Consider the following 22,629-nt stretch of genomic DNA (forward strand, 5'->3'; position numbering starts at 1 on the left):
AAACACCTTCATACTTACAGTTGCCATAATTCTCTCGAATTAATGAACGTAAAAGCGCTGTAACACTTTTACGTTAAGTTCAACAAAAATTTAAATAAGTCACACTGGATCGCGGTTGACATTGCGGCTTAGGGCATTGGTTCTAATTGCCCTGAAAAGTGGATTTCTTGTTTTGTGCGCCCACCTAGGCTCAGTCCAGAGACCAAAATATTTTGAGACTTTTGGACGGCTCTGAGTAATATAGTGCAAAAGCTTCGTTTCTGACTCATTGAACTAATTTACAGATATCTATGGAGATGTGAAAATTCTGTGTTGTAACCTATTTGTAACACTTTTATTTTTTGTCATATTTAATTCTACATTTGCTAACAATCGTTGGAAATGTTCCCAATACGGATCTCTTTGGCTATTGCCTCTGCACCAAATCAGCTTACGCAACCATAACAAATTTGAAATTGTCAACATATAATCGTAATATTGCGATTATAAAAAGCTATAAGCATGGGAATCACCAAGACAGATATATTTTCAGAAGAACATAACAAGCTTGCTTCCTTGTTTAAAGTACTGGGACACCCGGCACGCGTTGCTATCCTTAACCATATTATCAAACAAAATGCATGCATCTGTAATGATCTTGTTGAAGAGCTAGGCTTGGCGCAAGCCACCATTTCTCAGCATTTAAAAGAGCTAAAAAGTATCGGCATTATTCAAGGATCTATTGAAGGAAAGTCCGTATGCTATTGCATTGAAGAAAAAACCTGGAAGGAAGTGCAGGGAATAATCAATCTGTTCTTTGATCAAGACGTTAAAGTAGAAAAATGCTGTTAGCATTTTTTTTGCCGCGCAACATCGTTATATAGCGATATTACAATTTAAAAATTAATTAGCAAAGGAGATACCTATGAAACTATCAGAAATCAAAAGCATCCTATCAACATTAGACAATGTTGAATTTCAATTAGAAAACGGCGCTTTCGTGCCGGAACATTTCCATGTAACCGAAGTCGGTATGATTAGCAAGAACTTTATCGACTGTGGTGGCACGATAAGAACAGAACGCGTGGTCAATTTCCAACTTTGGAATGCAGACGACTTCGAGCATCGATTAAAGCCCAACAAATTGCTTAACATTATTAAACTGTCTGAAGAACAACTGGGAATAGCCGATGCAGAGATCGAGGTAGAATATCAAACCGAAACGATTGGAAAGTATGACCTTGCATTTAGCGGAAAACATTTTGTGCTTAAAAACAAGCAAACAGCCTGCTTAGCGACGGAAGCATGTGGCCTGCCAAGTGATAAACCCAAAGTTGCGCTATCACAGTTGCAAAATTCTTGTTGCTCGCCAAATTCAGGTTGTTGCTAAGTTGTAAAGAGCTATACGCATGTACCCCAAATTAGTAGATACCATCGGGCAGTTTCAAGTGGATGCTGCCCTAATGCGCGAACGTAAAGCCCTACTAAAGCCGCTGATTGCCTACATTCAACGGAAGTACGATGAAGATCAGGAGATCCATATCAACTTTATTTGTACGCATAATTCCAGGCGGAGCCACTTCGCGCAAATATGGGCGCAAACGGCAGCTCGTTTTTATGGTATACAAAACGTTCATTGTTATTCGGGCGGCACAGAAGAAACCGCCTTATACGACAAGGTAGTTTTTACACTACGTCAACAGGGCTTTCAATTTCTCCAATTGTCAGCAGGTAACAATCCGATCTACGCGATCAAGTACGACGATAACTGCGCACCTCTTATTGGCTTCTCGAAGAAATACGATCACCCCTACAATCCCCTCTCCCATTTTGCAGCCGTTATGACCTGCTCGCAGGCTGATGGCGGATGTCCATATATCGCAGGAGCCGAAAAGCGGATTCCAATCACCTTCGAGGACCCCAAGATATCCGACAACACGCCCGAGCAAGACAAGGTTTACGCCAAAACAAGCTTGGAAATAGGCCAAGACATTTGCTATGTGTTTTCACAGATCCATAAAAAAAATGAGGCAGCCAACATTAAAATTTCTTGATCGCTAGCTAGCCCTTTGGATATTTTACTGATGTCCCTCGGAATTGGATTACGCTGTATGTTCCCCAATATCTCCAACATCACTGGGGCGCTTTGCTATCCCTCCTCAAGTAAAAAATTGGGTTGAATGAAAAGCCGTCCTTACTAACAGAATTTTACTCATCATCCGGTTTATGAGCCAATTAGATGTGCACATAATAATTGTGCAACAAAAGCACAAAAATTATTACATTTACTGATCAAAACCCACTCCATGCGAAGCTACACAGGTATTCAATTTTTGAAAGAATTTGAATATTCAGATATCGGATTATGTGTTGTAGATCCCGGTAACGATCAAATTGATTACTGCAATCCAGCATTTGAACATATACTCAACAAATCGGGCCGCGATTTGATCGGCAAGAATTATGTCGACCTGCTAGGCCCGCAATGGGAAATTAGCCAGACACTTTTTACAGAAATGCTGTTTAACAGTTCCGTTTTAAAAAGGAATGTCACGGCCCCGTCAAGCACTATGGAGTCGCATGAACAGATCTTGGAAGTAGGCTATATTGCTGTTCATTCCGATCACGAACAGTCCCGCTGGCTTATTATATCGGTCGTGCAGAAAGCAAACAGCGACCCACATCGGGAGGGTATAAAATCAGGCACTGGCGCCAATGCTGTCCTTGAGCTAGCCAAATCAAACATCCTGCTGAGCGAACTGAACACGATATTAAAAGAGAGCCAAGAAAATCTAGAATCGGCATTTGAAGCTGGTAACTTGGGACAGTGCGGCATAAATTTTTCCACGGGCGAAGTTACGCTCAGCAAAAAGGGCAGAAACTTCTTCGGACTGGCCCAAGATATCCAAGTAACATGGGAACTATTACTGGAGGCCGTAAACGAGGAATTTCATGAAATGGTAAATTCGGCATTTTCTGACGCCCTAACGTTGGGAAAACCAGTAGACAGCACCTATTCCATAACGCACCTTAGCTCAAAGGAGACCAGATGGCTCCGAGTGATGGCCAAAGTTCATTTCAATGCCCAGGGCGAGCCTTTAAAGTTATTTGGACTGGTGATGGACATAACTGAACAAAAAAACGATGAGCAGCGAAAGAATGATTTCATCGCTATGGTAAGTCATGAGCTTAAAACGCCCATCACTTCTGCACAGGGATATACCCAACTGATCCAGCGGAAGGCTGAAGAAAGCGGAAACGTGTTCCTAGGGAGCTTAGCCGACAAAGCTTTTACGCAGCTTGGAAGAATGTCGAAGCTGATTAATGGATTTCTGAATTTATCACGACTAGAGTCTGGCAAAATAGGTATCCATCGAGAAAGATTTGATTTTAAAGCGTTAATCAACGAGGTCGTTGAAGATGCCCGAGCAACTATCCCCACCCATACTGTCCAAGTGGATAAATGTACGAACATAGATGTGTGTGCAGACCGTGATAAAATACAGCAGGTACTAAACAATTTGATAAGCAATGCCGTGAAATATTCCACTGTCGGGACCAATATATTGATCAGCTGCGAGCGTATGGGCTCTTTCTTAAAAACACAAGTGAGGGATCAAGGGATAGGAATTGACTCCGAAACGATCTCGCTAGTTTTCGATCGCTTCTATAGGGTCGAATCAACGCCAACAGAACATATATCGGGCTTCGGAATCGGTCTATACATTTGCAAAGAGATCATAGATCGACATCAAGGAAAAATTTGGGCTGAGAGTACCCTAGGAATTGGAACGGTATTTTCGTTTACGCTACCGATAGCATAAAACCCCCAACAAGTTTTTTCACCCCCCTAAAACCAACGCCCAAAAAATAGCGTAAATAGCGCTAACTACATATTAGGCCGTACATCCGTACCAGCCAAATATTGTCGTCAATCAATTTTTATGAGCATTTAACAGCACCCTACTATGGACAGAATAGGTGGAAAGAGTCCGCTAAGGCAAATGATCCTTCGCGGCAAGGCGCGGGAAGATTTCTTTGCATGGTATGCAGATCAGTTTCAAAAAAAGCCGCTCAGTGTAGATCTATGGCTTATCGGCTTGCAACTGGAACTATTTAGTCTGTTTTTTAAGCAGACGATCCGCGATGCCAATGACTTTTATGCCGCATTGGATGCTTACAACAACGCAAGATCATAAGTCGTAAAAAAATCGTGCGAGGTAATTGTTCCGCATAAGTAATCACTTGTCGGCCGTAAGTAATCACTTGCCAGCCATAAGTAATCACTTGTCGGCCATAAGTAATCACTTGTCAGCCATAAGTAATCACTTGCCAGCCATAAGTAATCACTTGTCGGTCATAAGTAATCACTTGTCAGCCATAAGTAATCACTTGTCGGCCACAAGTAATCACTTGTCGGTCACAAGTAATCACTTGTCGGTCACAAGTAATCACTTGTCGGCCATAAGTAATCACTTGTCGGCCATAAGTAATCACTTGTCGGCCATAAGTAATCACTTGTCGGCCATAAGTAATCACTTGTCGGTCACAAGTAATCACTTGTCGGTCACAAGTAATCACTTGTCGATCATAAGTAATCACTTGTCGGCCATAAGTAATCACTTGTCGGTCACAAGTAATCACTTGTCGGTCATAAGTAATCACTTGTCGGTCACAAGTAATCACTTGTCGGTCACAAGTAATCACTTGTCGGTCACAAGTAATCACTTGTCGGTCATAAGTAATCACTTGTCGGCCATAAGTAATCACTTGCCAGCCATAAGTAATCACTTGTCGGCCATAAGTAATCACTTGTCGGTCATAAGTAATCACTTGTTGACCAGAAGAATTCCCTAAAAAATCGAAAACGCTAACCCGATCTCTGATCAAGTTAGCGTTTTTGGGTTTACATAAGTTAGCGGAAAGCAGCGTTGCTGTAGAAGCAGCCTGTAGAAGTTCACGAATTGACAAAAGATAGATCGGTCATTTTTATATCATCTAGTATTTATCAATCCAGTTAGCAAAAACAGCGATGCTAGATTTTAAGCGCCGCTTCGCTTGCACGCGATTGTCGACATTGCCCTCGATGCTGAGGATATAGGCATGCGACAGCCCGTTTACCAAGCCGACATGATTGATGCGTTTCGCGCTAGCGCTGTAGATGCCAAAGACATCGGCCAGTGCCGGAACGGACTGGGCCGTGGCGCAGTTATCGCGCGCTAGCGTGTATCGTCTTGCTTGGGGAAAGAGTGCCGGACTCCAAGGATTACGGGGTTGCGCTTGTCCGGCCTGCGCATAACACCAAGAGACAAAGGCAGCACACCAAGCATGCCCCTTGCCCAAGTGCGTATAGCGCAGATAGGCCTCTACCCTTTCGCCATCGTTATTTCCGCTCAGCTCTCGCACGCCCAGTTCGCCGGCGGCAATGCGCATAATCTGTTGACGCAGGGGAAGCCCGGCAAGACCTAACCCGTTATGCCGCAGGGCGAGTGCTTCGCGCTGCGCAGCCGCTGTTAGATCACGATGGCCAGTGCCCATAAGGAGGCAAAGAGCAAGAGAAAGAATACCGAGAAATAAAGAATACATTGTTGCCATGATGTACATTGTTTAAAAGTGTTCATTACATTTTTACGAAAATCCTTGAAGGGTTGCCACAGAAACTCCTGTAGCCACAAGCTACAGAAGATGGCTAAAACCAAGGCCAAGATGCCGAACAGCAGTACCGACAGGATACCGATATCCAGCACGGCAGCCGTAAAATCAATGCGCTGCAATAGTAGTCCGCAGCGTATAAAGGCGATCGTTAAGCAGAGGACAAGGGCTGCTATTATGAACTTTTTGTTTGTTTGCTTGGCAGCCGTTTCGCTTGTCCAGCTGCCGCGTAGAGCGATTGTTTTCATCTGTATCTAAATTTAAGTGTACCAATTTTTTGATTGCTGCTATAGGGTGAAGGCGGCTAGGCCAACCTCCACCCTAATTCATCGCTAGCGCGCAATAATGGAGGTAAATTCACTCCAGTCGCCGCTGCCGAGCGCATTGCGCCCTTGTACACGCGCAAAATACCGCGTGCCCGGTTCGAGATTGCCGACAATAAACTTTCGGGAATTTCGAACGGTGTAAGATTGCTCCCAGGTGATGCTTTCCGTATCGCCGAGCATCCTTCCGATTTCGATCAGGTATTCCGTTGCAGCTTTATCCGCTTGAAAGCGAATGCCAATTTCGCCACTCACGGCGCCATCCCCCATGCGTACGAGCAGGATCAAGCCGGGTTTCGTCAATGCACTGTTTGGCTTTCCTAGAATTAATGCCGAGCTGCTTATAATCGCCGCGCTGCCCAGCGCCACGCTATTGACCAAATTCGCCAGTTCCCGAAATGCCGCCAAGAGTTTGACCCTGCTCTCCTCTTTCTGATCATTATCGTTCTTGCTGCCACCGCGGATCGCAATCTGTAGCTTCGCAATATAATCTGCTGCCTGCTCCGTAAAGGTTTCAATCAGCGTATTGGGGCTAGTAAAATTGGGGTTGTCCGTTAGCGCATTGCTCACTTTACCTGCCAGCACCGCTAATTCTTCGTGTCGTAGATAACTGTAGTCTATCCTTGCTTTTAATCTTTTCATTTTTCTGTTTTTTTAAATGATTAAACATATTTGTTAATTGTCCTGTAAGTTCTGGCGGGTACCCATTCGTCGACCTTACAACACAAAGTTTATCAACCGCTTACAAAAAAAAAAGACATGGAGGCCTAAGCGGACGAAAACGAACGAAGTAGTACGAAAACGAACGAATTCGAACGAATTCGAACGCGAAAAGCAAAGTTTCTGGACGTCTTTGTAACAAGGGAAAGTGCTATAATGGGGTAAAAAGGTTTGTGAAGAGGCGAAAAAGAAGAAAAATGGTCGACAAGCTGCGATTAGCTTCCTGTAGTGCGCGAGACTATTCAGGTTTACCTACCTTTGCGCTGCTTAAGCCGAAGTACTTCATGCTTATAGTAGAAAGGCTTTCCACCAAATTTGTGGATGGTTAAATCAACTCTAAGCTCGTAAAATTTCGTTAGACCACAGTCAAACAGCTCGCACGCTTCGGTACGATCAATCAGGTTCTCCAGCTCGGCTTGAATAGTAGCTACTATTTTTTCGCTAGCCTCTGCTTGTTGTAGGCTCTCAGAGATTTCTTGCAGAACTAAAGTTTGTTTTACTGCTTCTTGCAATAATTGTTTCTGAAGATCGAGCATTTCATAGGTATGAAGCAGCGCCAAGTTACTAGCTTCAGGAGAAGCAGCCGGCGGTGCTGCGGTTGCGGCAGTTTTAGTAATACGTATAATCGCGACCTTTCTCATAATACATAAGGTTTCGTACGCTATTGGTTAACGCCGACGCTATAGCCAAGGGCTATGCTCGGATTGAACATCATCAAAAAGAAACAAGGAAGGTAGCAATTTGGAGCATTCAACTTCGTACAATTGTAGCATACACCTAATCTAACAACCTGTACAACATAAAAGATAGAAATCGCTATTCCGATCGGAAACTGACCTATGAGCGAATCCATACGTTTACGTATTTATCCTTGGCGAGTCATTATGTTGACTAAAGATACAAATTATTTCAATTGTTTTTCAAAAAGAAAATTTCATACAATAAAAGTAATTAAAAAGTTACACAGATACATAAGTTAAAACCTGTCGTTAAAAAAGAATTAACACAAAGCTTTTTTCCCCAAAGAAGCCACCGGTGGTTGGTATACCATGTAGCCCTGGTTAATAATCTGCTCTTGCGCCGGCATCGATTTCCGTAACAATTGCATAATCGCCATCGCTGTATTGCTTTTCCCACCATTGGCGGAATTTGGGCAAGTTAAAGTAATTGTTCTCCTTCAGCAGGGTATTATTTTTACCGGTCCCATTGGTCAGGTACATCCAAGCCATAATTCGTCTATTTTCAAATCCTTTTTCATATTTGTACTGCTCCGCAAAATAGACCAAGTTGCTCAGTATGGCTAAGCGCTCCTGATCGCTCAGCTCCTCGATCTGCTCATCAAAATTGGCGAAATAGCGCACAAAGAGCTTGATGTCGTTTAAGATGCTTTGGTTTGTTGGGCTTAGCGTTTTCTGTAGATAGCGGAAGGTATTGGCCTGCAGTTTCAGCCTGCCATCGCATCGTTTGTGGTAGAACATTTTGCCAAAAGCTAGCGGATGTCTTTTGTCAAATTTATTGTTATCCATTACCCATTTTAGCAGCTGTTCATCGGCTGTCCAACCAAAAGTCAGGACGAGGCTTTCCATAAAGGCAGCATCATGCTTTAAAAGCCAAGGCAATTTACTTTTATCATCATTAAATAGGTACAGGTTTCGATTTACCAAAAGCTGCAGGTTAAACTTTTGCGCTTGTTCCAAATCGTGAACATCTTTCCATCGGGTGATATAGATGATTCCATCCGCTGCAAGATCGCTTTGCTTTTGGGTAGCGATCGTTTCTTCCACTTGGGCAATCGCTGGGTATACTGCTTTATAATCAATCAGCTCAGGAATGGCATACTGCCCGATAAACAATTGCTTATCCAGCGAGAAATAATAATTTGTTTTAAATCCATCCCGATCCGCATATCGGATGTTTTTAGGCGTAGCGCATTGCCCATTAAAGTTATTGAAGTACAAGAAGTCATCCACCCGTACAAGGCCGTCAAAAATATCGTTTACCCTTTGCTCAAAACGTTCCTTATCGGCTTTATAACCCGCTTTTAGCAAGCTATCCTGCAAAATAAGCACGGACGCATCCAAGTCATTCCGATCATAGTCGAAATAGGCGATATCGGTCACCTCATTGGCGGCGCCATAGGTTTTCAAAAGCTGCGCCCGTAAGGTAGTCTCGACAAACTGTACTGTCGTATCAAGCGTGTCGCTCGCACTTTCCGAGCTCGGGATGGACTTCCCCTCATCCGCTTTGCTGGAACTTCCTGCAGACTGACAAGAACAAAGTGCCGCTGCGGCGAACAAGATCAGCATCCAAACCTGTGTTTTTTTCATAAACATTCCCTGCTTTATCCGTTTCTTATTGAAAATCGAAGTACAGACGATTGATCATATTGGGCGTAGCGCTAAACGTTTTAAAGGTATGCGGCTGCGATTGCGGTCCCATTTCCTGCGGACCCGAGAATTTCGTGCCCACGGCAGGTATAGCATCCATAAAGGAGATATCCCCTTTCGGATATTTCGGAAAAGTATAATTACGCTGCCTATCGTACTGCTTTTGTATAGATGGCGTGAACAGCTGTAGCGTGATATCCTCAGCGGAGGAATACACGGAAAAAGGAACGGCCGTGTGCAAGCGCATACCATAAAACAGCGAATAATAGCCTTTGAACTCCGGATAGTCCCAATCCTCTCCCGTAATCGCATCATTATACGTCTTCTCCCAGATACCTAAACGACCACCCTTCATGCGATTGTTGTACACCCGATAGGGTCCATTTGCCAATAAGGTAGCCCCTTGTACGCCCTGCTCGGGAAAACTAAAGCTGATGCCCGCCATCTCCATGCGATCGCGCGGCCGATAGTCGTAATCCAATTGCAGTATACCATTGCTTTTCATCGTCCAAGAAAAACGGTAAGCCTCGCCACCACGTGGATAAGCATAGCGCACATCGATCCGGATCAGGCTGTCCGAAACCGTGGATGTGAGTCCGGTACAAGTTAGCTGTTCATCGCTGATCAATACCGGACCATTCGAGAGAGGGATTTCCCCTTTGGCGGTAACAATACCCTGCAACAATCCAGTCGTTTTATGGATGGCTACCGTTGTTTCGCCATGGCGTAGGCGAAACAGGCTATCTGTCTCGGTCATGACCAGCTTGGCGCCAGCCTTGTCCCGCGCTACCGTAGCACGTTCCGCAAAACGGGCCGGTGTGTTGATCTCGTAACTCCAGGTAAAGAGCTCTTCGCCATTGGGATCTTCGGCCTTCAGGTAGAGCACATCAAAATCCCTCCAGTTTGCCGGTAATTGTAAACCGAGCATCCCCTTAGCCCCCGGCTCAATGGTCGGCGACAGAATCGTATCTTGATAGGTTTCGCCCTCCCTATCTACGGCGTTAAACTTTTTCATGCTGTAGGAGAACCGACATTGGGCGGTATTTGTAAAATCATACCGGTTTTCTAGCTGTAAGGAGCCGTCCCAACGCGCGGTGATATATTTCTTCTCCATATGTATAGGCGACCAGATCTCCTTAATCGTAAAGAAGCTGCCTTCCTTTTCCCGAAAAGGACCGACAATACCATCGGCGCCATGGTCTTTATCCGTATCAACAAACCCATCTTTGTCCGTTCGCACAATGCCCTGATCGGCAAAATCCCAAAGAAACATACCGGCAGATAAGGGATTGGAACGCATCAGATTCCAAAAGTCATCCAGTCCGGCGCCATGCCCGCCATCATACAGCCCATGTATCAGTTCGGTAGGCATAAAGATATCCCTTCCGTTGAACATATTTTTAATACCGCTATTGTAGGAGATGTAATGTACCGTATTGATTCCCCCAAATAGCCCAAAAGGATGAATCACCGTTCGCTGCTGTATATCCAAGGTGCCAAAGAGCGGATCCAGATCCAGGTTGAACCCACCTTCATTGCCGTTTGCCCAAAGCACCACCGAAGGATGGTTGATATCACGCGTCAGCATCTCGGTGAGCAGCGTGGTGCCCACCTCCGTATCATAGGGCGGCGATTGCCAAGCACAAAGCTCGTTGATGACATATAGCCCCAAGGAATCGCAGAGCTCCAAGAAGTGCTTATCTGGCGGATAATGCGACATGCGCACCGCATTCATGTTCATTTCCTTGATCAACATGATATCCTGCAAGCTCTGTTCGCGACTGATTGTTCGCCCCGTGGTGGGCCAAAAGCAATGCCGATTAACACCCTTGAAGCGCATCTTTACCCCATTGATATACAGGCCGTCGCGCTCCCTGACCTCTACCGTGCGGAAACCAAATCGTTCCATCGTCTGCTGTACGGGCTTGCCGCGCTCGAGCAGCGTAATAACCGCGCGATAGAGATGCGGATTTTCGCTGGACCATGGACTGATATCGCTAACAGAAGCATTTGCCAGCAGCCGCTTGCTGGCCGATGCCGCCGCTGTGGAGGTAAAGGATTTCTTCTTTTCGCCCGTCTGGCTGTCGAAAATATCGACCTGCAGGCTCGCTTGCGCAAGCTCCTTATCCAAGACTACCTCCAAGTTGATTTTCCCATCGGCTTTGGCATCGATACCGCTGTAGGCCATATGTGTGTGCGGCACCGCCTCGAGGTAAACCGGTCTGAAAATTCCGCCGAACACCCAAAAATCGGCTTCGCGCTCGGCGCTGTTTACGCTGGCATTGGCAGACATCTTGCTGACCTCAACATCCAGTTGATTTTCCTTCTTAAAACTCACCAAGTCGGTGATCTCCCGTTTAAACCTGTAAAATGCACCTTGGTGTATTTCTCCGGCTTGCTTGCCATTGACCTCCACCTTGGTATCTGTCATGGAGCCATCAAACACGATATAGATCCGCTTATCTTTCCAATGTGCAGGTAGTTTGAAGGAGGTTTTGTATAGCCCCCGTTCCGAGGCCATATCTTTGTCGTGCCCATAGTTGTAAGCCCCAAAGCCTTCCTGCTCCCAACAGGAAGGAACGTGGATCGTGGTCCACTGACCACTTTGCCGGCCCGCCGTGCAGTAGAACTGCCATACCTTGGCATCTTCTCGGCTGCTGCCGGATAGCATCATCTTTTCCGTTTGTTGACCCCGCAGGTAGCTGCCTGTCGACAGCAATAAAAGTATAAGTAGATAAAATTGGATACGCATCATAAGCTGTTAAGTAGCTTAAATGTAAGCAAAAAACAGACAGAAACATAGTAAAAGAAGAATAGTGGGTGGAGTGGTTTTGTCCATTTTCATACGCCCCCACCGCTGGCGTTCTAAAACTTCATTCCGCTGGAAGACAAAACAAAACGTTGGTTTGTTTTGTATTTCTATTAGTACGTGTGAATCGATGAAATTTTACTTCATTTCTTAATCCAGTTAAATTTCTAGCTGATTTGGATGATTTAAATTTGCAAGATAAACTTAATAAAATTAAAGAATTGATATACAAATAACAGAAGCGTAGAAACAGTACCATCAAATCTAATAAAATCTGATAGTTATCTCCGATAAAGAAATGTCTTTGAAAGGTTAGGAATAACACTATCTCTAACAAAATTTTGGTTTAATTTCATCAATTAATATGTACGAAAAAATTTTAGAAAACGTCACGAAGTGTGTTGAGTTAACACAAGAAGAGATCCAACTGTTTACAGGTATTTTGACTCATCGCATCATCCCCAAGAAAACAATATTGCTACGCGAAGGGGAAATTTGTGAGTTTGAAGGCTATATAAATAAGGGTTGTGCTCGAATTTATTACATCAATGAAAAAGGAACCGAGGTTACGCTCTCCTTTGCCGTCGAGGATTGGTGGGTAACCGATATTGCCTCATTTAATGACAAAACGCCATCTAGATTCTACATCGAAGCTTCCGAAGATACCGAGATGTTCTTACTTACTCCCCACAGTAAAGAAGCGTTACTAACTTTTATTCCGAAATTTGAAAGAGTGTTTCGTATGCTAGTGCAAAAAAGCCTTTCTAGACTTCAAAATCGACTCGTCTCAACCATTAGTAAAACAGCCACTGAACGTTACTTAGAGTTCATCGAATTATATCCTTCAATCCCGTTACGCGTGCCGCAATACTACATTGCCTCTTACCTCGGTGTATCGCCGGAATTTATTAGCACAATACGAAAACGACTAGCTACAAAATAGGATTAGTGTTTCATATCCCCTCCTTTCTAAGGAAAATTTCTTTGATTTTTCTATTTCTTAAACGAGTTAAATGAAAATGAAAGTTTATTATTCGATTTTTGTTGCACTATGAAAAGTAAACACAAAACTATCGGACGATATTTCAATGGAATATCCAAAATAATCATCAAAATTTATATTATAAACTATAGCTATTAACATATAGTATCACATTTTTATAGCTGGTGTCGACGACTTATAAAAGTATGGGTTGCTTATTCATTATGTTTAGAAAACATCCCAAATAGAAGACGCTTGTTTAACTGCCTGTTGAAAATTCCCGCTGCAGAGGACAAACAACTAGGGCATCTTGCACAGCTACATTTAACAATAACGGATAAATAACTGAATATCAAAACAAACGATTTAATATGAAAAAAGTAATTTTAGCACTCCAATTAGTTTTAGCCTCGAGCATTGCTTTTGCACAGAAGCCAAGTCCAGAAATGTTGGACCCGAAAAACCATGCTTTGTTACTCATCGATCATGAGGGGCAAATGGCATTCGCGACACACAGCATTTCAACCGTTGAATTGAGAAACAACGTTGGTCTTATCGCCGGTGCGACAAAGATTTTTAACATCCCCACTGTAGTAACAACGGTTGCCGAAAAATCCTTTGCGGGGCCAGTATTTCCTGAAATTTTAGAATTTTATCCAAACACAGCGACGTATATAGACCGTACGACAATGAATACTTGGGAGGATATTAATGCACACAAGGCGATCTCTGGAAAAGGCAAAAAGAAGATTGTGATGGCAGGTCTTTGGACTAGCGTATGTGTTGTAGGACCCGCTTTGTCTGCTATCAGCGAAGGATATGAGGTTTACATTATTACCGATGCTTGTGGCGATGTATCTAAGGATGCGCATGATCATTCCATCGCACGTATGATACAAGCGGGTGCGAAGCCCATTACATCATTACAATACTTACTTGAGTTGCAGCGGGACTGGGCTAGGCAGGAAACGTATAAGCCGGTAAACGATTTGGTGGTCAGGTTTGGTGGTGCCTATGGCATTGGTGTTCAATATGCCCGCGATATGTTAAAACATTAAAAAAATTAAACTCGAAAAGGCAGGATGAAGAGCGCCTGCCTTTAAATTAAGTTAAAGAAAATGAAGACAATCAACGTTATCGCGTTCTACCTGCTGTTTACCGTATCGCTCGTAACGCAAGCGCAACAGGCTGATATAATCATCACAAACGGCAAAATATCAACCTTAGATGATCAAAATCCCGAAGTCCAAGCAGTAGCGATCTCTGGAAATAAAATCCTACAAACGGGGTCTAACAAACAAATGCTATTGCTAAAAGGAGAAAAAACCATTGTTGTAGACGCGCAGAAAAGAAGGGTTATCCCTGGACTATTTGATAGCCACATGCATGTTATCCGTGCCGGACGTTTTTACAATATGGAGCTTCGCTGGGATGGTGTGACATCTTTAAAACGAGCTTTGCAAATGCTAAAGGAGCAAGCGGCCAGAACGCCCGAAGGACAATGGATACGTGTTGTAGGCGGCTGGAACGAATATCAGTTTGAAGAGAAAAGACTACCCAGCATTGAGGAAATTAACGAAGCGACGGGAGATGTGCCTACCTTTATTCTTTATTTATATGGAAGTGCTTGGTTAAACAAAGCCGGACTTAAAAAACTGAATATCAATAGCGACACGCCTAACCCGGCGGAAGGACTAATTCAAAAAGATGAGCAAGGGAATCCGACGGGGCTATTGATTGCAGAGCCAAATGCATTTATCCTGTATTCCACCTTGGCGAAATTGCCCACACTGACGAAAGACGAAGAGGTAAATTCTACGATCCAGTTTATGACAGAGATGAATAGACTGGGTGTAACAGGCGTAATGGATGCTGGCGGAGGTTTTCAAAATTTTCCCGACGATTATAGTATTACCAATGCCTTGAGCGAGCAAGGAAAAATAACAATCAGGTTGCCTCATTTTTTATTCGCGCAGAAAAAAGGTACAGAATATGAAGATTTCGCCCGTTGGATAGGCATGGTGGAATTACATGCCGAGCGACCGAAAAACAAAGTGGACTACTATGTTAGCGGTGGCGGTGAGAACATCGTTAGTGACGCGGCTGATTTCGAAAATTTTCTGTTCCCGAGACCAGAACTTTCTCCGATAATGGAAGTTCAGCTGAAAAGGGTAATCAAAATATTGGTAAACAACCGTTGGCCGTTTCGACTTCACGCAACTTACAACGAAAGTATCAACCGTTTTTTGAATGTGATCGAAGAAGTGGATGAGGAAACTCCATTAGAAGGGTTGGTTTGGTTTTTTGACCATGCAGAAACGATAAGCGAAGAAAATTTGCAACGCATCAAAAAATTGGGTGGTGGTATTGCAATTCAACACCGAATGGCATACCAAGGAGAGAGTTTTATTAAGCGTTATGGAAAAAAACAAGCGCTGACCTCTCCGCCTATTAAAAGAATGCTTGAACTAGATATCCCTGTAGGATTGGGAACGGATGGGACACGCGTGGCTTCTTATAATCCCTGGGTAGCACTCTATTGGATCACTACGGGTAAAACAGTAGGTGGCAACCAAGTAATGGCCAACGCAAATACAATAGACAGAACTACCGCGTTAAGATTGGCTACGCATAAAGGCTACGAATTGATTCAAGAAAGCAATAAGGGCAAAATCAAGAAAGATTTTTTTGCAGATATCATCATTTTGGACGATGATTTTTTTACAACTTCCGATGAGAACATTAAGAAAATTAGTAGCAAGCTTACGATAGTAGATGGACGTGTGGTTTACGGAGATAATGACTACAAGAATGTATCTCCTCCCCCAATAGAAATCGTCCCGGCTTGGTCGCCCGTAAAGTATTTCGGAGGCTACCAGCAAAATTAAAATGACAATGATTTCTTTACATTTACGCATTTGGAACCTCCATAATGTTTAAAAGCATATTATCTGTTTATCAGAAAAGACCTAGCTAGCTCAGCAATTAAAAGATAAAGGATGAAGCAGGTATTATTAGTATATCTTTTTATGTTGTCCGTAAAGGTGGGTACCATAGCGCAGCCGTTTAAATTACTGCGCTATGATGAAGACTATTCAACGTTTAAAGATAGCACGAGCACTGCGCACAACAGGATAAAATATATCCAATTGTCTGATCAGGCTAACATCTATTTCTCTTTAGGATTCGACATGCGCCAAGAGTTGGATTATGCAGTCAATGAAGATTGGGGCGAGACCGGATTGGGAACAGATATTTTCTGGTTACAACGCTATAATACGCATGTGGATTTTCACGTGGGAGATCGTTTAAGGTTGTTTGGTCAGTTGCGAAGCGGATTAGAGGATGGTCGTAAAAATGGTCCCCGTCGAATTGATGAAGACAAATTGAATGTTCAAAATCTATTCCTAGATATCATCCCCTATAAAAATGCAGACAAGTCACTTACACTACGTCTAGGTCGCCAAGAGATGCAGTATGGAAGCGGTCGCCTTGTGGACGTCCGAAATGGGCCCAATTTGCGTCTGTATTTTGATGGTATCAAAACAGCATATCATTCTCCTAGGCTGAAAGTAGATGCATTTGTTTTAGCTGACAGCAAAGTGAATTTCGGTGTTTTTGACAACGTCTCTAATCGAAAGCCTAACCTTTGGGGAACCTACAGCACCTTCGGCAACGCGCACAGCATGAACGTCGACCTCTATTATTTAGGCATTGATCGCGCCAATGCCACTTATGATGATGGTGTAGGAAACGAACTACGACACACGGTAGGTGCCAGATTCTGGCGCAACAAAAAGGGCTTCAGCTATAACTTTGAAGGCGCCTACCAGTTCGGGAATTTTGGCAACCGTGATATAAGTGCTTGGACTTGCTCTGCAGAAATCAGCTTTTCCTTTGATAACATACAAGGTGCGCCCGTCGTAAAATTACGCCACGACTACATATCGGGCGATAAGACAAAAGGTGACGACCGCCTTGGAACATTTAACCCATTGTATCCCAAAGGTGGCTACTTTGGGTTCAACCCGCAGGTAGGTCCAGCGAATCTGATAGATCTCCATCCATCTATACTTTGGAAGCTGATCGATAATGTAGCTGTTGACTTTAATGTGGTGCTTAATTGGCGCTATGCCCATCAGGACGGAATTTATGGACCTAACGGATTGTTCGTTTTATCATCCTCGGGATCGTCCGAAAGCTTTATCGGTACAGCCTATCTCACCAGCGTTTCATGGGATATCAATAGCTTTTTGAATTTCAATACCGGCTTGCAATATTTCAAAACAGGAAATTTCATAGACGATGTGGTCAAACAGCACAAAGACGGATTTTTTGTGGGCTCGGTACTAGAATTTACATTTTAATCGATATGAAAATACATTTAATAGTTTAGATCACCTCGCTATACAAATATTTATCAACTACAATTTTTCAATTCCATGAGCAGCATTCAACCAATCAGAGATACTAAAACGGATCACCTCCTTACACCAGAAAATTCGGCACTTATCCTTATCGATTATCAGCCACTGCAGGTAAATTCCGTCCGATCAATGGATCACGAAACGCTTGTAAAAAACATCGTAACCGTTTGCAAGCTGGCAAAGGGATTTAATGTTCCCATCGTCCTGACAACTGTAAATGTCGAGAGCGGTATTAATAAGCCTACGTTAAAGCACATAAAATCCATATTATCAGACATTCCAGAACTAGATCGTACTTCTGTGAATTCTTGGGAAGACAAGGAGTTTCAAGAAGCCGTAAAGGCTCTAGACAGAAAGAAGCTAGTTATATGTGCCTTGTGGACGGAAGTTTGTTTAGCATTTCCAGCACTGGATTTAATAAAAGAAGGATATGAAATATATACACTCGTGGACGCTATAGGCGGGACATCAACCATCGCTCACGAAACGGCACTGCGTAGAATGGAACAAGCGGGCGTCCAACTATCATCGGTTACTCAATATGCGTGCGAGTTGCAAAGAGACTGGAATCGTCTGGATACCAAACCCGTATTTTTTGACGGCTTGATGGAGAACGGTTCTTTTTTTGTTGAAACGCTACGTTGGTAAAATAGGCTTTTTGCAATTCTTACGGCAACTCGATTGTATGTCTCTTCAAAGACAAATCAAGGAACCCCTGTTTTACTGAGAAAAAACGGCAAGAATGGGTAAGAAAGTTTCGTTATCACCGGTATCTCTTGTGTAAGGATATCGGATTATTAAAAGATTAGGTTTATAGTTTTTCTTCAAACTAGGTGCTTTCAACCATTATTCCGCGCTCGGAAAACGGATGAAGCACCTTTTTACAAACTTTACCCTTACAACGAAGGAGAAACATTTCTTTATGCAGTTATTCCATCGGAAATCAAACTGCTATTTTGTATTGCACGCGGAAAATTAAAATTTGATACGGATCGACAAAACATTGAACGGTTTTTAAGCAAGGTATTCCCGACATTTGGATATACCAAAAATCTAATCGATGATGATTAAACCTATCGTTTCCCTTTGTCTGTGGCTATTTTGTATAGCCGCGCATGCGCAAAAAGATGCCTTACAGAATTTCCCAGATGGCTACCAGCCCGAGCAGGTGGGCAAAAAACTCGCCTACCGATTTGTTGCCGGAAAGCATATGCTGCATGCCGGAAAGTGGATCAGCTACCCCGAAACCTTCAACTGGACCGGCGCGCTGAAATTTGCCGCCCGCAGCGGCGACCAGCAGTTGATTAAGCTGCTGGAGGATAAATTTGATCCGCTCTTCAACCGCGAAAAACAGCTGCTGCCACCCATGAACCATGTCGACCTCAATATGTTTGGTACGCTGCCTTTGGAGTTTTTCCTGACCACTCAAAATAAAAAGTATCTCGAGCTGGGGCTACCCTATGCCGACAGTCAGTGGCAGGTACCAGAAAATGCGACTGCAAAGGAAAAAGAATGGGCCAGCAAAGGCTACTCCTGGCAAACGCGCCTTTGGATAGACGATATGTATATGATCACCATTTTGCAGACGCAGGCCTACAGGGTCACCAAAGAGCAAAAGTACCTCGATCGTGCTGCGGCCGAGATGGTGCTGTACCTTGATGAGCTGCAACGACCTAACGGTCTCTTCTACCATGCGCCGGATGTGCCCTTTTATTGGGCGCGCGGAAATGGCTGGATGGCTGCCGGCGTTACGGAACTCTTGCGCTACCTTCCGGAAAACCATCAGCACCGGCCACGTATACTTCAGGGTTACCAATTAATGATGGAAAGCTTACGGAAATACCAAACAGCGGAGGGCATGTGGAATCAATTGATCGACGAGGCGGATGCCTGGGCGGAAACATCGGGTTCGGCGATGTTTACCTATGCCTTTATTACAGGCGTCAAAAACGGTTGGCTTGATGAAAAAGCCTACGCGCCAGCCGCGAGAAAGGCTTGGATAGCGCTGGTATCCTACATCAATGATAACGGCGACGTGCGCGAAGTATGCGTAGGAACCAATAAAAAGAACGATAAACAGTATTATTATGATCGGCCGCGTCATGTAGGCGACTACCACGGGCAATCGCCTTACCTCTGGTGCGTGCTCGCTTTAATGGAGTAGTTGCTTCATGCTTTGTAAAAACACTCGCGAGATGAGCAGTTTTAAAGAATTAGGAACTGCTTGAAACCTCACCCCCTTTGTCATATCGAAAATCTAGGCTACTTTCTGAAAAGTCTAGCTTATTGGTAAAAACCTTACAAGAATGGGCAATCATAAAAAACGAATTATCTGCAGTTTCCAATAGAAATCCTCGCGAGGATTGCCCCTTGTAAGCCAAATTTTCAAATGGATGACTAAGCGCTTCATCTAAAATAAATTCGCGAATTGTCAGGCCAAACAAGTTAATGCCCGACTGAATAAAATCAGTATCAAAAAAGATAATATCCATATTTTCAGGATGAATCTCGTCTTTTTGAGATCTCAACAGCACCTGTCGATGGCTTATTCGCACGTCAAAAATCGTAAAGTATCGATCAGAATGAAAAGAAAACATATGTATAGATTTTTATTTAAATAGCTTTCGTATAATTCTTCGTCCAGCATAACTCTATTGACGCTATATGCTAAGGTTCAAAAACTAAGGGTAACAAATTTTTACGACACATTCTTACCTCCCAAAAAAGCTGCTTCCACATTAATCCAAAGTCCTGTTTCATAAAAATCTATTTCTCGCTTTGAAATTGGCGTTTTGAGCTTGTAAAAGCTATAAAAAGAAGAACTCATGATGTAAAATATCTCCTTATCGGCGTTTGCCAGTTTGACCATCCAGTCGTTGTCTTCGGTGCAATTAACAGCTTTGATTTCGAGTTTCATAAGTTATTTGATCGATTTTTTTCGAAACCTGATAGTTTGTGCGTAAAATACGCGATTGTCGAGGAAAAAAGGTTGAATAAAAAAACTATTCATCAATTCTGTAGATCACAGCTTCTTTATCAAAGCCATTATAAAAAACGTGTAATCTGCCGCAATTCGGACAGTGCGCAACTATTTTCATTTCGCTATACAACTCCTCGGCTTTAATCTCTATATCAAAATATTTCTCAAAAGAAACATCTGCTATCATCAGGTATTGATTGGAACTCGGTATTTCACTTAGGCTAATTACATCATCACAAATACATCTTATTTTTGGCATAACATTATTCAATTTTCAGCGTATATAACAAGCATGATTAATAGGGACAACATCCGAAGCATAGGCCACTGCAAATTGAGCGATGAGTGACCTCGCTTCATGACCTAAGCGCTTTTTGTATTTACCGGCTAATTTAGGGTCTTCCACATCGGCGAGGAACTGCCCCTGTTCCACTAGATACCATCGTACTGAAAAGTGCCAATAGTTCCAAAGCATCGGTGTATGTAGCACATTACAAATAGCCTGAAACTGGTCCCTGTTTTCACCCATCGTATAATCAGCGATCTTCCCTTTGATATCCTTGATCGCGACCATCCAGCTACCCTTGTGCTGCTGTAGCGTAAAGTGGGTGTCAAAAACCGGCACCGGATCTACCTGCTGATCTGGATTGCAAGAGACTGCATATTCGCGCTTTCCCATTTGGGTAAGTTCGACAGGGACGTGACCATGGTTGTAAATTCCAAACAGACTGGTCGACAGGTCTTCAATCTGCTCTTTGGGCGAACAGATCGCTTGAACATCAATTTTCCCCGTTAGCGCATCAATTATTCCTTCGCTAGATTTCGTCGTACGGATCAAAAAATAGTCAGACAGATCGCAAACTATCGTCTTAAATTCAGGGCAGGGCAATATTTCTACGGGGTAAATGGACATCTATTCCTCCTGAAGCCCATTAATGATATGTATCGACAAAGGCTTGGGTGAAGCTTGAGAAGTCACCTGCAAAACTTGGCAGCTTTTCACCATTATGAAACGCAGAAAACGCGAGCTCATCGTCATCGTCATCTTCTTGTATCAAAAAATGGCTGATATAAGCAGTCACATTGGCTTTGATAAATGTATAGAATATCGTGTTATCGTAAGTTGGCCTGACAGATAATTTTTCGGGTTCCATCTTTAATAGAAAATCAAGCGAGTTTACCAAGCAACCTTTTGCAAAATCATACGGAACCATATCATTCTCTTCCGAAAGATCGCGATACTTCACTTCAAAATCGCTCAGATAATTAATGAAATCTGTATCAGCACGTCCCCGCTCGACTAAGCTATTGCTAACCGAGGTAGATATATAGACCATGTCACTATGGACAAAATCATTGTTAATTTGTGTATAGGTATCTGAAGATGCGCCCATAACGACAGCAAAGGAAGTATCTGCCCTCCTTGTATCGGGTACTACGCCAATATTTCTTTTCTTTCGATCGACTACGACCGGCAAGGTATCCGCTGCAAATGTTGTCATAACGTTGTTATTTTTGATAAACTGGATGCAGTTGTGCAAGAAAATCGGGTTGAAGCATATTAAAAAACACTTCCTTTTCCTTTTCGTGCACAAGCTCGATCTCTTTTAAAAGATTATCCAAAGTATGTACGTCTATTGGTTTAATAATATCGATGTCAATGGTCGAAAGACGAGCAGCTAGGTTGTCCGCACCTAATACCTGCAAATTATTGGAAATTCCCAACACCGCCCGTATGGAATCTCCAAAGTCAAATTCTGATCTGAATTGGAAATTATCCGAGCTTACATCGGGCATACCAAATGAAAACTCGAACTTGGTGACAGTTCTAAGGTCAATACCTTCATATTGACTGATGTACCTCAATCCTACGCGCGTATAAGATTCAAACTGTGCTAGCTTATCTATACGATGAAGTACTTTCTTAATCTCCCCAAAATATTTATCCCATCCTAAATACTCTTCCAAGCAGTTGAAAACGATCGAGTTAGGAAAAAACTCAAATTTGATACTGTCGTTGTAAAATAAAGAGTTCCCGCCTGTCACCAACTGCATCTGCTGCGAAGGATCTATTGGCAACGATTGCGGTCCAACAGGTCTACGCTGATACTTGTAGGACTCATCAAGGGAAGTAAAAAACATCCCAAGCAGAATCTCCAATGGTAGCTTTGATAAATATCTTACCTCTACAATGGCATCACGTAAACGATATGGACTTATACTTTTTGGGAACATACAATGTTCTTTATCTATTTATCTGTGAACTGTTAAAGATTAACTTCTTTGCAATAAAACCACACGACAACCCTAATGCTTACCTAAAATACATATTTTTTTATATTTAGACGTTAAAAATCGTGAAAACATAAA

Annotated in this window: 23 protein-coding genes; 12 read left to right on the forward strand and 11 right to left on the reverse strand. The window is 43.1% G+C overall.

Features of this window, described 5'->3' with window-relative positions; all coding sequences use genetic code 11:
• Positions 1 to 501 precede the first annotated feature (501 nt).
• The 6 genes from SCB77_RS22870 to SCB77_RS23195 all read left to right on the forward strand — a co-directional run bounded on the left by SCB77_RS22870 (position 502) and on the right by SCB77_RS23195 (position 4,836).
• Positions 502 to 831 carry an ArsR/SmtB family transcription factor gene (locus SCB77_RS22870; RefSeq protein WP_320184328.1) on the forward strand — a complete coding sequence of 110 codons (330 nt, stop codon included), beginning with the start codon at positions 502 to 504 and terminating at the stop codon, positions 829 to 831.
• A gap of 73 nt (positions 832 to 904) precedes the next feature.
• Positions 905 to 1,369 carry a DUF6428 family protein gene (locus tag SCB77_RS22875; RefSeq protein WP_320184329.1) on the forward strand — a complete coding sequence of 155 codons (465 nt, stop codon included), beginning with the start codon at positions 905 to 907 and terminating at the stop codon, positions 1,367 to 1,369.
• 19 nt (positions 1,370 to 1,388) lie between these two features.
• A complete protein-coding gene (locus SCB77_RS22880; protein ID WP_320184330.1) occupies positions 1,389 to 2,033 on the forward strand; it encodes a protein-tyrosine-phosphatase in 645 nt (214 codons plus the stop codon).
• A 252-nt stretch (positions 2,034 to 2,285) separates the two neighbouring features.
• On the forward strand, positions 2,286 to 3,803 hold the full coding sequence (locus tag SCB77_RS22885; protein ID WP_320184331.1) for an ATP-binding protein: 1,518 nt from the start codon (positions 2,286 to 2,288) through the stop codon (positions 3,801 to 3,803).
• Between the two features lie 144 nt (positions 3,804 to 3,947).
• Complete coding sequence (locus SCB77_RS22890; RefSeq protein ID WP_320184332.1) at positions 3,948 to 4,178, forward strand: hypothetical protein; 231 nt, start codon at positions 3,948 to 3,950, stop codon at positions 4,176 to 4,178.
• A 130-nt stretch (positions 4,179 to 4,308) separates the two neighbouring features.
• On the forward strand, positions 4,309 to 4,836 hold the full coding sequence (locus tag SCB77_RS23195) for a leucine-rich repeat domain-containing protein (protein WP_380935523.1): 528 nt from the start codon (positions 4,309 to 4,311) through the stop codon (positions 4,834 to 4,836).
• Between the two features lie 141 nt (positions 4,837 to 4,977).
• Here the strand turns inward: SCB77_RS23195 and SCB77_RS22900 are convergent, their stop codons facing one another.
• The 6 genes from SCB77_RS22900 to SCB77_RS22925 form a co-directional block, all read right to left on the reverse strand.
• Complete coding sequence (locus tag SCB77_RS22900; protein WP_320184334.1) at positions 4,978 to 5,574, reverse strand: CHAP domain-containing protein; 597 nt, start codon at positions 5,572 to 5,574, stop codon at positions 4,978 to 4,980.
• Positions 5,493 to 5,879 (reverse strand): hypothetical protein, encoded by a 387-nt coding sequence (locus tag SCB77_RS22905; RefSeq protein ID WP_320184335.1) that lies wholly within the window; start codon positions 5,877 to 5,879, stop codon positions 5,493 to 5,495. Before SCB77_RS22905 ends, SCB77_RS22900 begins: the two co-directional genes overlap by 82 nt.
• An 84-nt stretch (positions 5,880 to 5,963) precedes the next feature.
• Positions 5,964 to 6,596 (reverse strand): fibronectin type III domain-containing protein, encoded by a 633-nt coding sequence (locus SCB77_RS22910; RefSeq protein ID WP_320184336.1) that lies wholly within the window; start codon positions 6,594 to 6,596, stop codon positions 5,964 to 5,966.
• Positions 6,597 to 6,922: 326 nt separating this feature from the next.
• Complete coding sequence (locus SCB77_RS22915; RefSeq protein WP_320184337.1) at positions 6,923 to 7,315, reverse strand: hypothetical protein; 393 nt, start codon at positions 7,313 to 7,315, stop codon at positions 6,923 to 6,925.
• Between the two features lie 420 nt (positions 7,316 to 7,735).
• On the reverse strand, positions 7,736 to 9,001 hold the full coding sequence (locus tag SCB77_RS22920) for a hypothetical protein (RefSeq protein ID WP_320184338.1): 1,266 nt from the start codon (positions 8,999 to 9,001) through the stop codon (positions 7,736 to 7,738).
• Positions 9,002 to 9,026: 25 nt separating this feature from the next.
• Complete coding sequence (locus SCB77_RS22925; RefSeq protein ID WP_320184339.1) at positions 9,027 to 11,816, reverse strand: glycoside hydrolase family 2 protein; 2,790 nt, start codon at positions 11,814 to 11,816, stop codon at positions 9,027 to 9,029.
• 418 nt (positions 11,817 to 12,234) lie between these two features.
• On the opposite strand from SCB77_RS22925, the gene SCB77_RS22930 reads away from it, so the two are divergent.
• The 6 genes from SCB77_RS22930 (at position 12,235) to SCB77_RS22955 (ending at position 19,443) form a co-directional block, all read left to right on the forward strand.
• Complete coding sequence (locus SCB77_RS22930; RefSeq protein WP_320184340.1) at positions 12,235 to 12,813, forward strand: Crp/Fnr family transcriptional regulator; 579 nt, start codon at positions 12,235 to 12,237, stop codon at positions 12,811 to 12,813.
• 410 nt (positions 12,814 to 13,223) lie between these two features.
• Positions 13,224 to 13,910 carry a hydrolase gene (locus SCB77_RS22935; protein ID WP_320184341.1) on the forward strand — a complete coding sequence of 229 codons (687 nt, stop codon included), beginning with the start codon at positions 13,224 to 13,226 and terminating at the stop codon, positions 13,908 to 13,910.
• A gap of 60 nt (positions 13,911 to 13,970) precedes the next feature.
• Positions 13,971 to 15,740: an amidohydrolase gene (locus SCB77_RS22940; RefSeq protein WP_320184342.1), complete on the forward strand. Its 1,770-nt coding sequence runs from the start codon at positions 13,971 to 13,973 to the stop codon at positions 15,738 to 15,740.
• 111 nt (positions 15,741 to 15,851) lie between these two features.
• A complete protein-coding gene (locus SCB77_RS22945) occupies positions 15,852 to 17,219 on the forward strand; it encodes an alginate export family protein (protein WP_320184343.1) in 1,368 nt (455 codons plus the stop codon).
• Positions 17,220 to 17,294: 75 nt separating this feature from the next.
• Positions 17,295 to 17,927: a hydrolase gene (locus SCB77_RS22950; RefSeq protein ID WP_320184344.1), complete on the forward strand. Its 633-nt coding sequence runs from the start codon at positions 17,295 to 17,297 to the stop codon at positions 17,925 to 17,927.
• A gap of 412 nt (positions 17,928 to 18,339) precedes the next feature.
• Positions 18,340 to 19,443, forward strand: coding sequence for a glycoside hydrolase family 88/105 protein (locus tag SCB77_RS22955; protein ID WP_320184345.1), 1,104 nt, complete (start codon positions 18,340 to 18,342; stop codon positions 19,441 to 19,443).
• Between the two features lie 49 nt (positions 19,444 to 19,492).
• Here the strand turns inward: SCB77_RS22955 and SCB77_RS22960 are convergent, their stop codons facing one another.
• From SCB77_RS22960 to SCB77_RS22980, 5 genes are all read right to left on the reverse strand, one after another.
• The gene (locus SCB77_RS22960; protein WP_320184346.1) at positions 19,493 to 19,876 is read right to left on the reverse strand and encodes a hypothetical protein; all 384 of its coding nucleotides are present in this window, start codon (positions 19,874 to 19,876) and stop codon (positions 19,493 to 19,495) included.
• 101 nt (positions 19,877 to 19,977) lie between these two features.
• Positions 19,978 to 20,196, reverse strand: a complete 219-nt coding sequence (locus SCB77_RS22965) for a hypothetical protein (protein WP_320184347.1) — start codon at positions 20,194 to 20,196, stop codon at positions 19,978 to 19,980.
• A gap of 337 nt (positions 20,197 to 20,533) precedes the next feature.
• The gene (locus tag SCB77_RS22970; protein ID WP_320184348.1) at positions 20,534 to 21,172 is read right to left on the reverse strand and encodes a hypothetical protein; all 639 of its coding nucleotides are present in this window, start codon (positions 21,170 to 21,172) and stop codon (positions 20,534 to 20,536) included.
• Between the two features lie 19 nt (positions 21,173 to 21,191).
• A complete protein-coding gene (locus SCB77_RS22975) occupies positions 21,192 to 21,761 on the reverse strand; it encodes a hypothetical protein (protein ID WP_320184349.1) in 570 nt (189 codons plus the stop codon).
• A 7-nt stretch (positions 21,762 to 21,768) separates the two neighbouring features.
• Positions 21,769 to 22,494, reverse strand: coding sequence for a TIGR04255 family protein (locus tag SCB77_RS22980; RefSeq protein ID WP_320184350.1), 726 nt, complete (start codon positions 22,492 to 22,494; stop codon positions 21,769 to 21,771).
• Positions 22,495 to 22,629: the final 135 nt, after the last annotated feature.

The sequence above is a fragment of the Sphingobacterium bambusae genome, from assembly GCF_033955345.1.
Classification (GTDB): Bacteria; Bacteroidota; Bacteroidia; order Sphingobacteriales; family Sphingobacteriaceae; genus Sphingobacterium; species Sphingobacterium bambusae.

Excerpts from the sequence above, each read along its gene's own strand:
- SCB77_RS22890 (WP_320184332.1), top strand. The coding sequence starts at position 3,948 with ATGGACAGAATAGGTGGAAAGAGTCCGCTAAGGCAAATGATCCTTCGC.
- SCB77_RS22945 (WP_320184343.1), top strand. The coding sequence starts at position 15,852 with ATGAAGCAGGTATTATTAGTATATCTTTTTATGTTGTCCGTAAAGGTG.
- SCB77_RS22875 (WP_320184329.1), top strand. The coding sequence starts at position 905 with ATGAAACTATCAGAAATCAAAAGCATCCTATCAACATTAGACAATGTT.
- SCB77_RS22970 (WP_320184348.1), bottom strand. The coding sequence starts at position 21,172 with ATGTCCATTTACCCCGTAGAAATATTGCCCTGCCCTGAATTTAAGACG.
- SCB77_RS22940 (WP_320184342.1), top strand. The coding sequence starts at position 13,971 with ATGAAGACAATCAACGTTATCGCGTTCTACCTGCTGTTTACCGTATCG.
- SCB77_RS22885 (WP_320184331.1), top strand. The coding sequence starts at position 2,286 with ATGCGAAGCTACACAGGTATTCAATTTTTGAAAGAATTTGAATATTCA.
- SCB77_RS22980 (WP_320184350.1), bottom strand. The coding sequence starts at position 22,494 with ATGTTCCCAAAAAGTATAAGTCCATATCGTTTACGTGATGCCATTGTA.
- SCB77_RS22965 (WP_320184347.1), bottom strand. The coding sequence starts at position 20,196 with ATGAAACTCGAAATCAAAGCTGTTAATTGCACCGAAGACAACGACTGG.
- SCB77_RS22950 (WP_320184344.1), top strand. The coding sequence starts at position 17,295 with ATGAGCAGCATTCAACCAATCAGAGATACTAAAACGGATCACCTCCTT.
- SCB77_RS22880 (WP_320184330.1), top strand. The coding sequence starts at position 1,389 with ATGTACCCCAAATTAGTAGATACCATCGGGCAGTTTCAAGTGGATGCT.
- SCB77_RS22955 (WP_320184345.1), top strand. The coding sequence starts at position 18,340 with ATGATGATTAAACCTATCGTTTCCCTTTGTCTGTGGCTATTTTGTATA.
- SCB77_RS22920 (WP_320184338.1), bottom strand. The coding sequence starts at position 9,001 with ATGAAAAAAACACAGGTTTGGATGCTGATCTTGTTCGCCGCAGCGGCA.
- SCB77_RS22975 (WP_320184349.1), bottom strand. The coding sequence starts at position 21,761 with ATGACAACATTTGCAGCGGATACCTTGCCGGTCGTAGTCGATCGAAAG.
- SCB77_RS22910 (WP_320184336.1), bottom strand. The coding sequence starts at position 6,596 with ATGAAAAGATTAAAAGCAAGGATAGACTACAGTTATCTACGACACGAA.
- SCB77_RS22915 (WP_320184337.1), bottom strand. The coding sequence starts at position 7,315 with ATGAGAAAGGTCGCGATTATACGTATTACTAAAACTGCCGCAACCGCA.
- SCB77_RS22960 (WP_320184346.1), bottom strand. The coding sequence starts at position 19,876 with ATGTTTTCTTTTCATTCTGATCGATACTTTACGATTTTTGACGTGCGA.
- SCB77_RS22900 (WP_320184334.1), bottom strand. The coding sequence starts at position 5,574 with ATGGCAACAATGTATTCTTTATTTCTCGGTATTCTTTCTCTTGCTCTT.
- SCB77_RS22870 (WP_320184328.1), top strand. The coding sequence starts at position 502 with ATGGGAATCACCAAGACAGATATATTTTCAGAAGAACATAACAAGCTT.
- SCB77_RS22930 (WP_320184340.1), top strand. The coding sequence starts at position 12,235 with ATGTACGAAAAAATTTTAGAAAACGTCACGAAGTGTGTTGAGTTAACA.
- SCB77_RS22925 (WP_320184339.1), bottom strand. The coding sequence starts at position 11,816 with ATGATGCGTATCCAATTTTATCTACTTATACTTTTATTGCTGTCGACA.
- SCB77_RS22905 (WP_320184335.1), bottom strand. The coding sequence starts at position 5,879 with ATGAAAACAATCGCTCTACGCGGCAGCTGGACAAGCGAAACGGCTGCC.
- SCB77_RS22935 (WP_320184341.1), top strand. The coding sequence starts at position 13,224 with ATGAAAAAAGTAATTTTAGCACTCCAATTAGTTTTAGCCTCGAGCATT.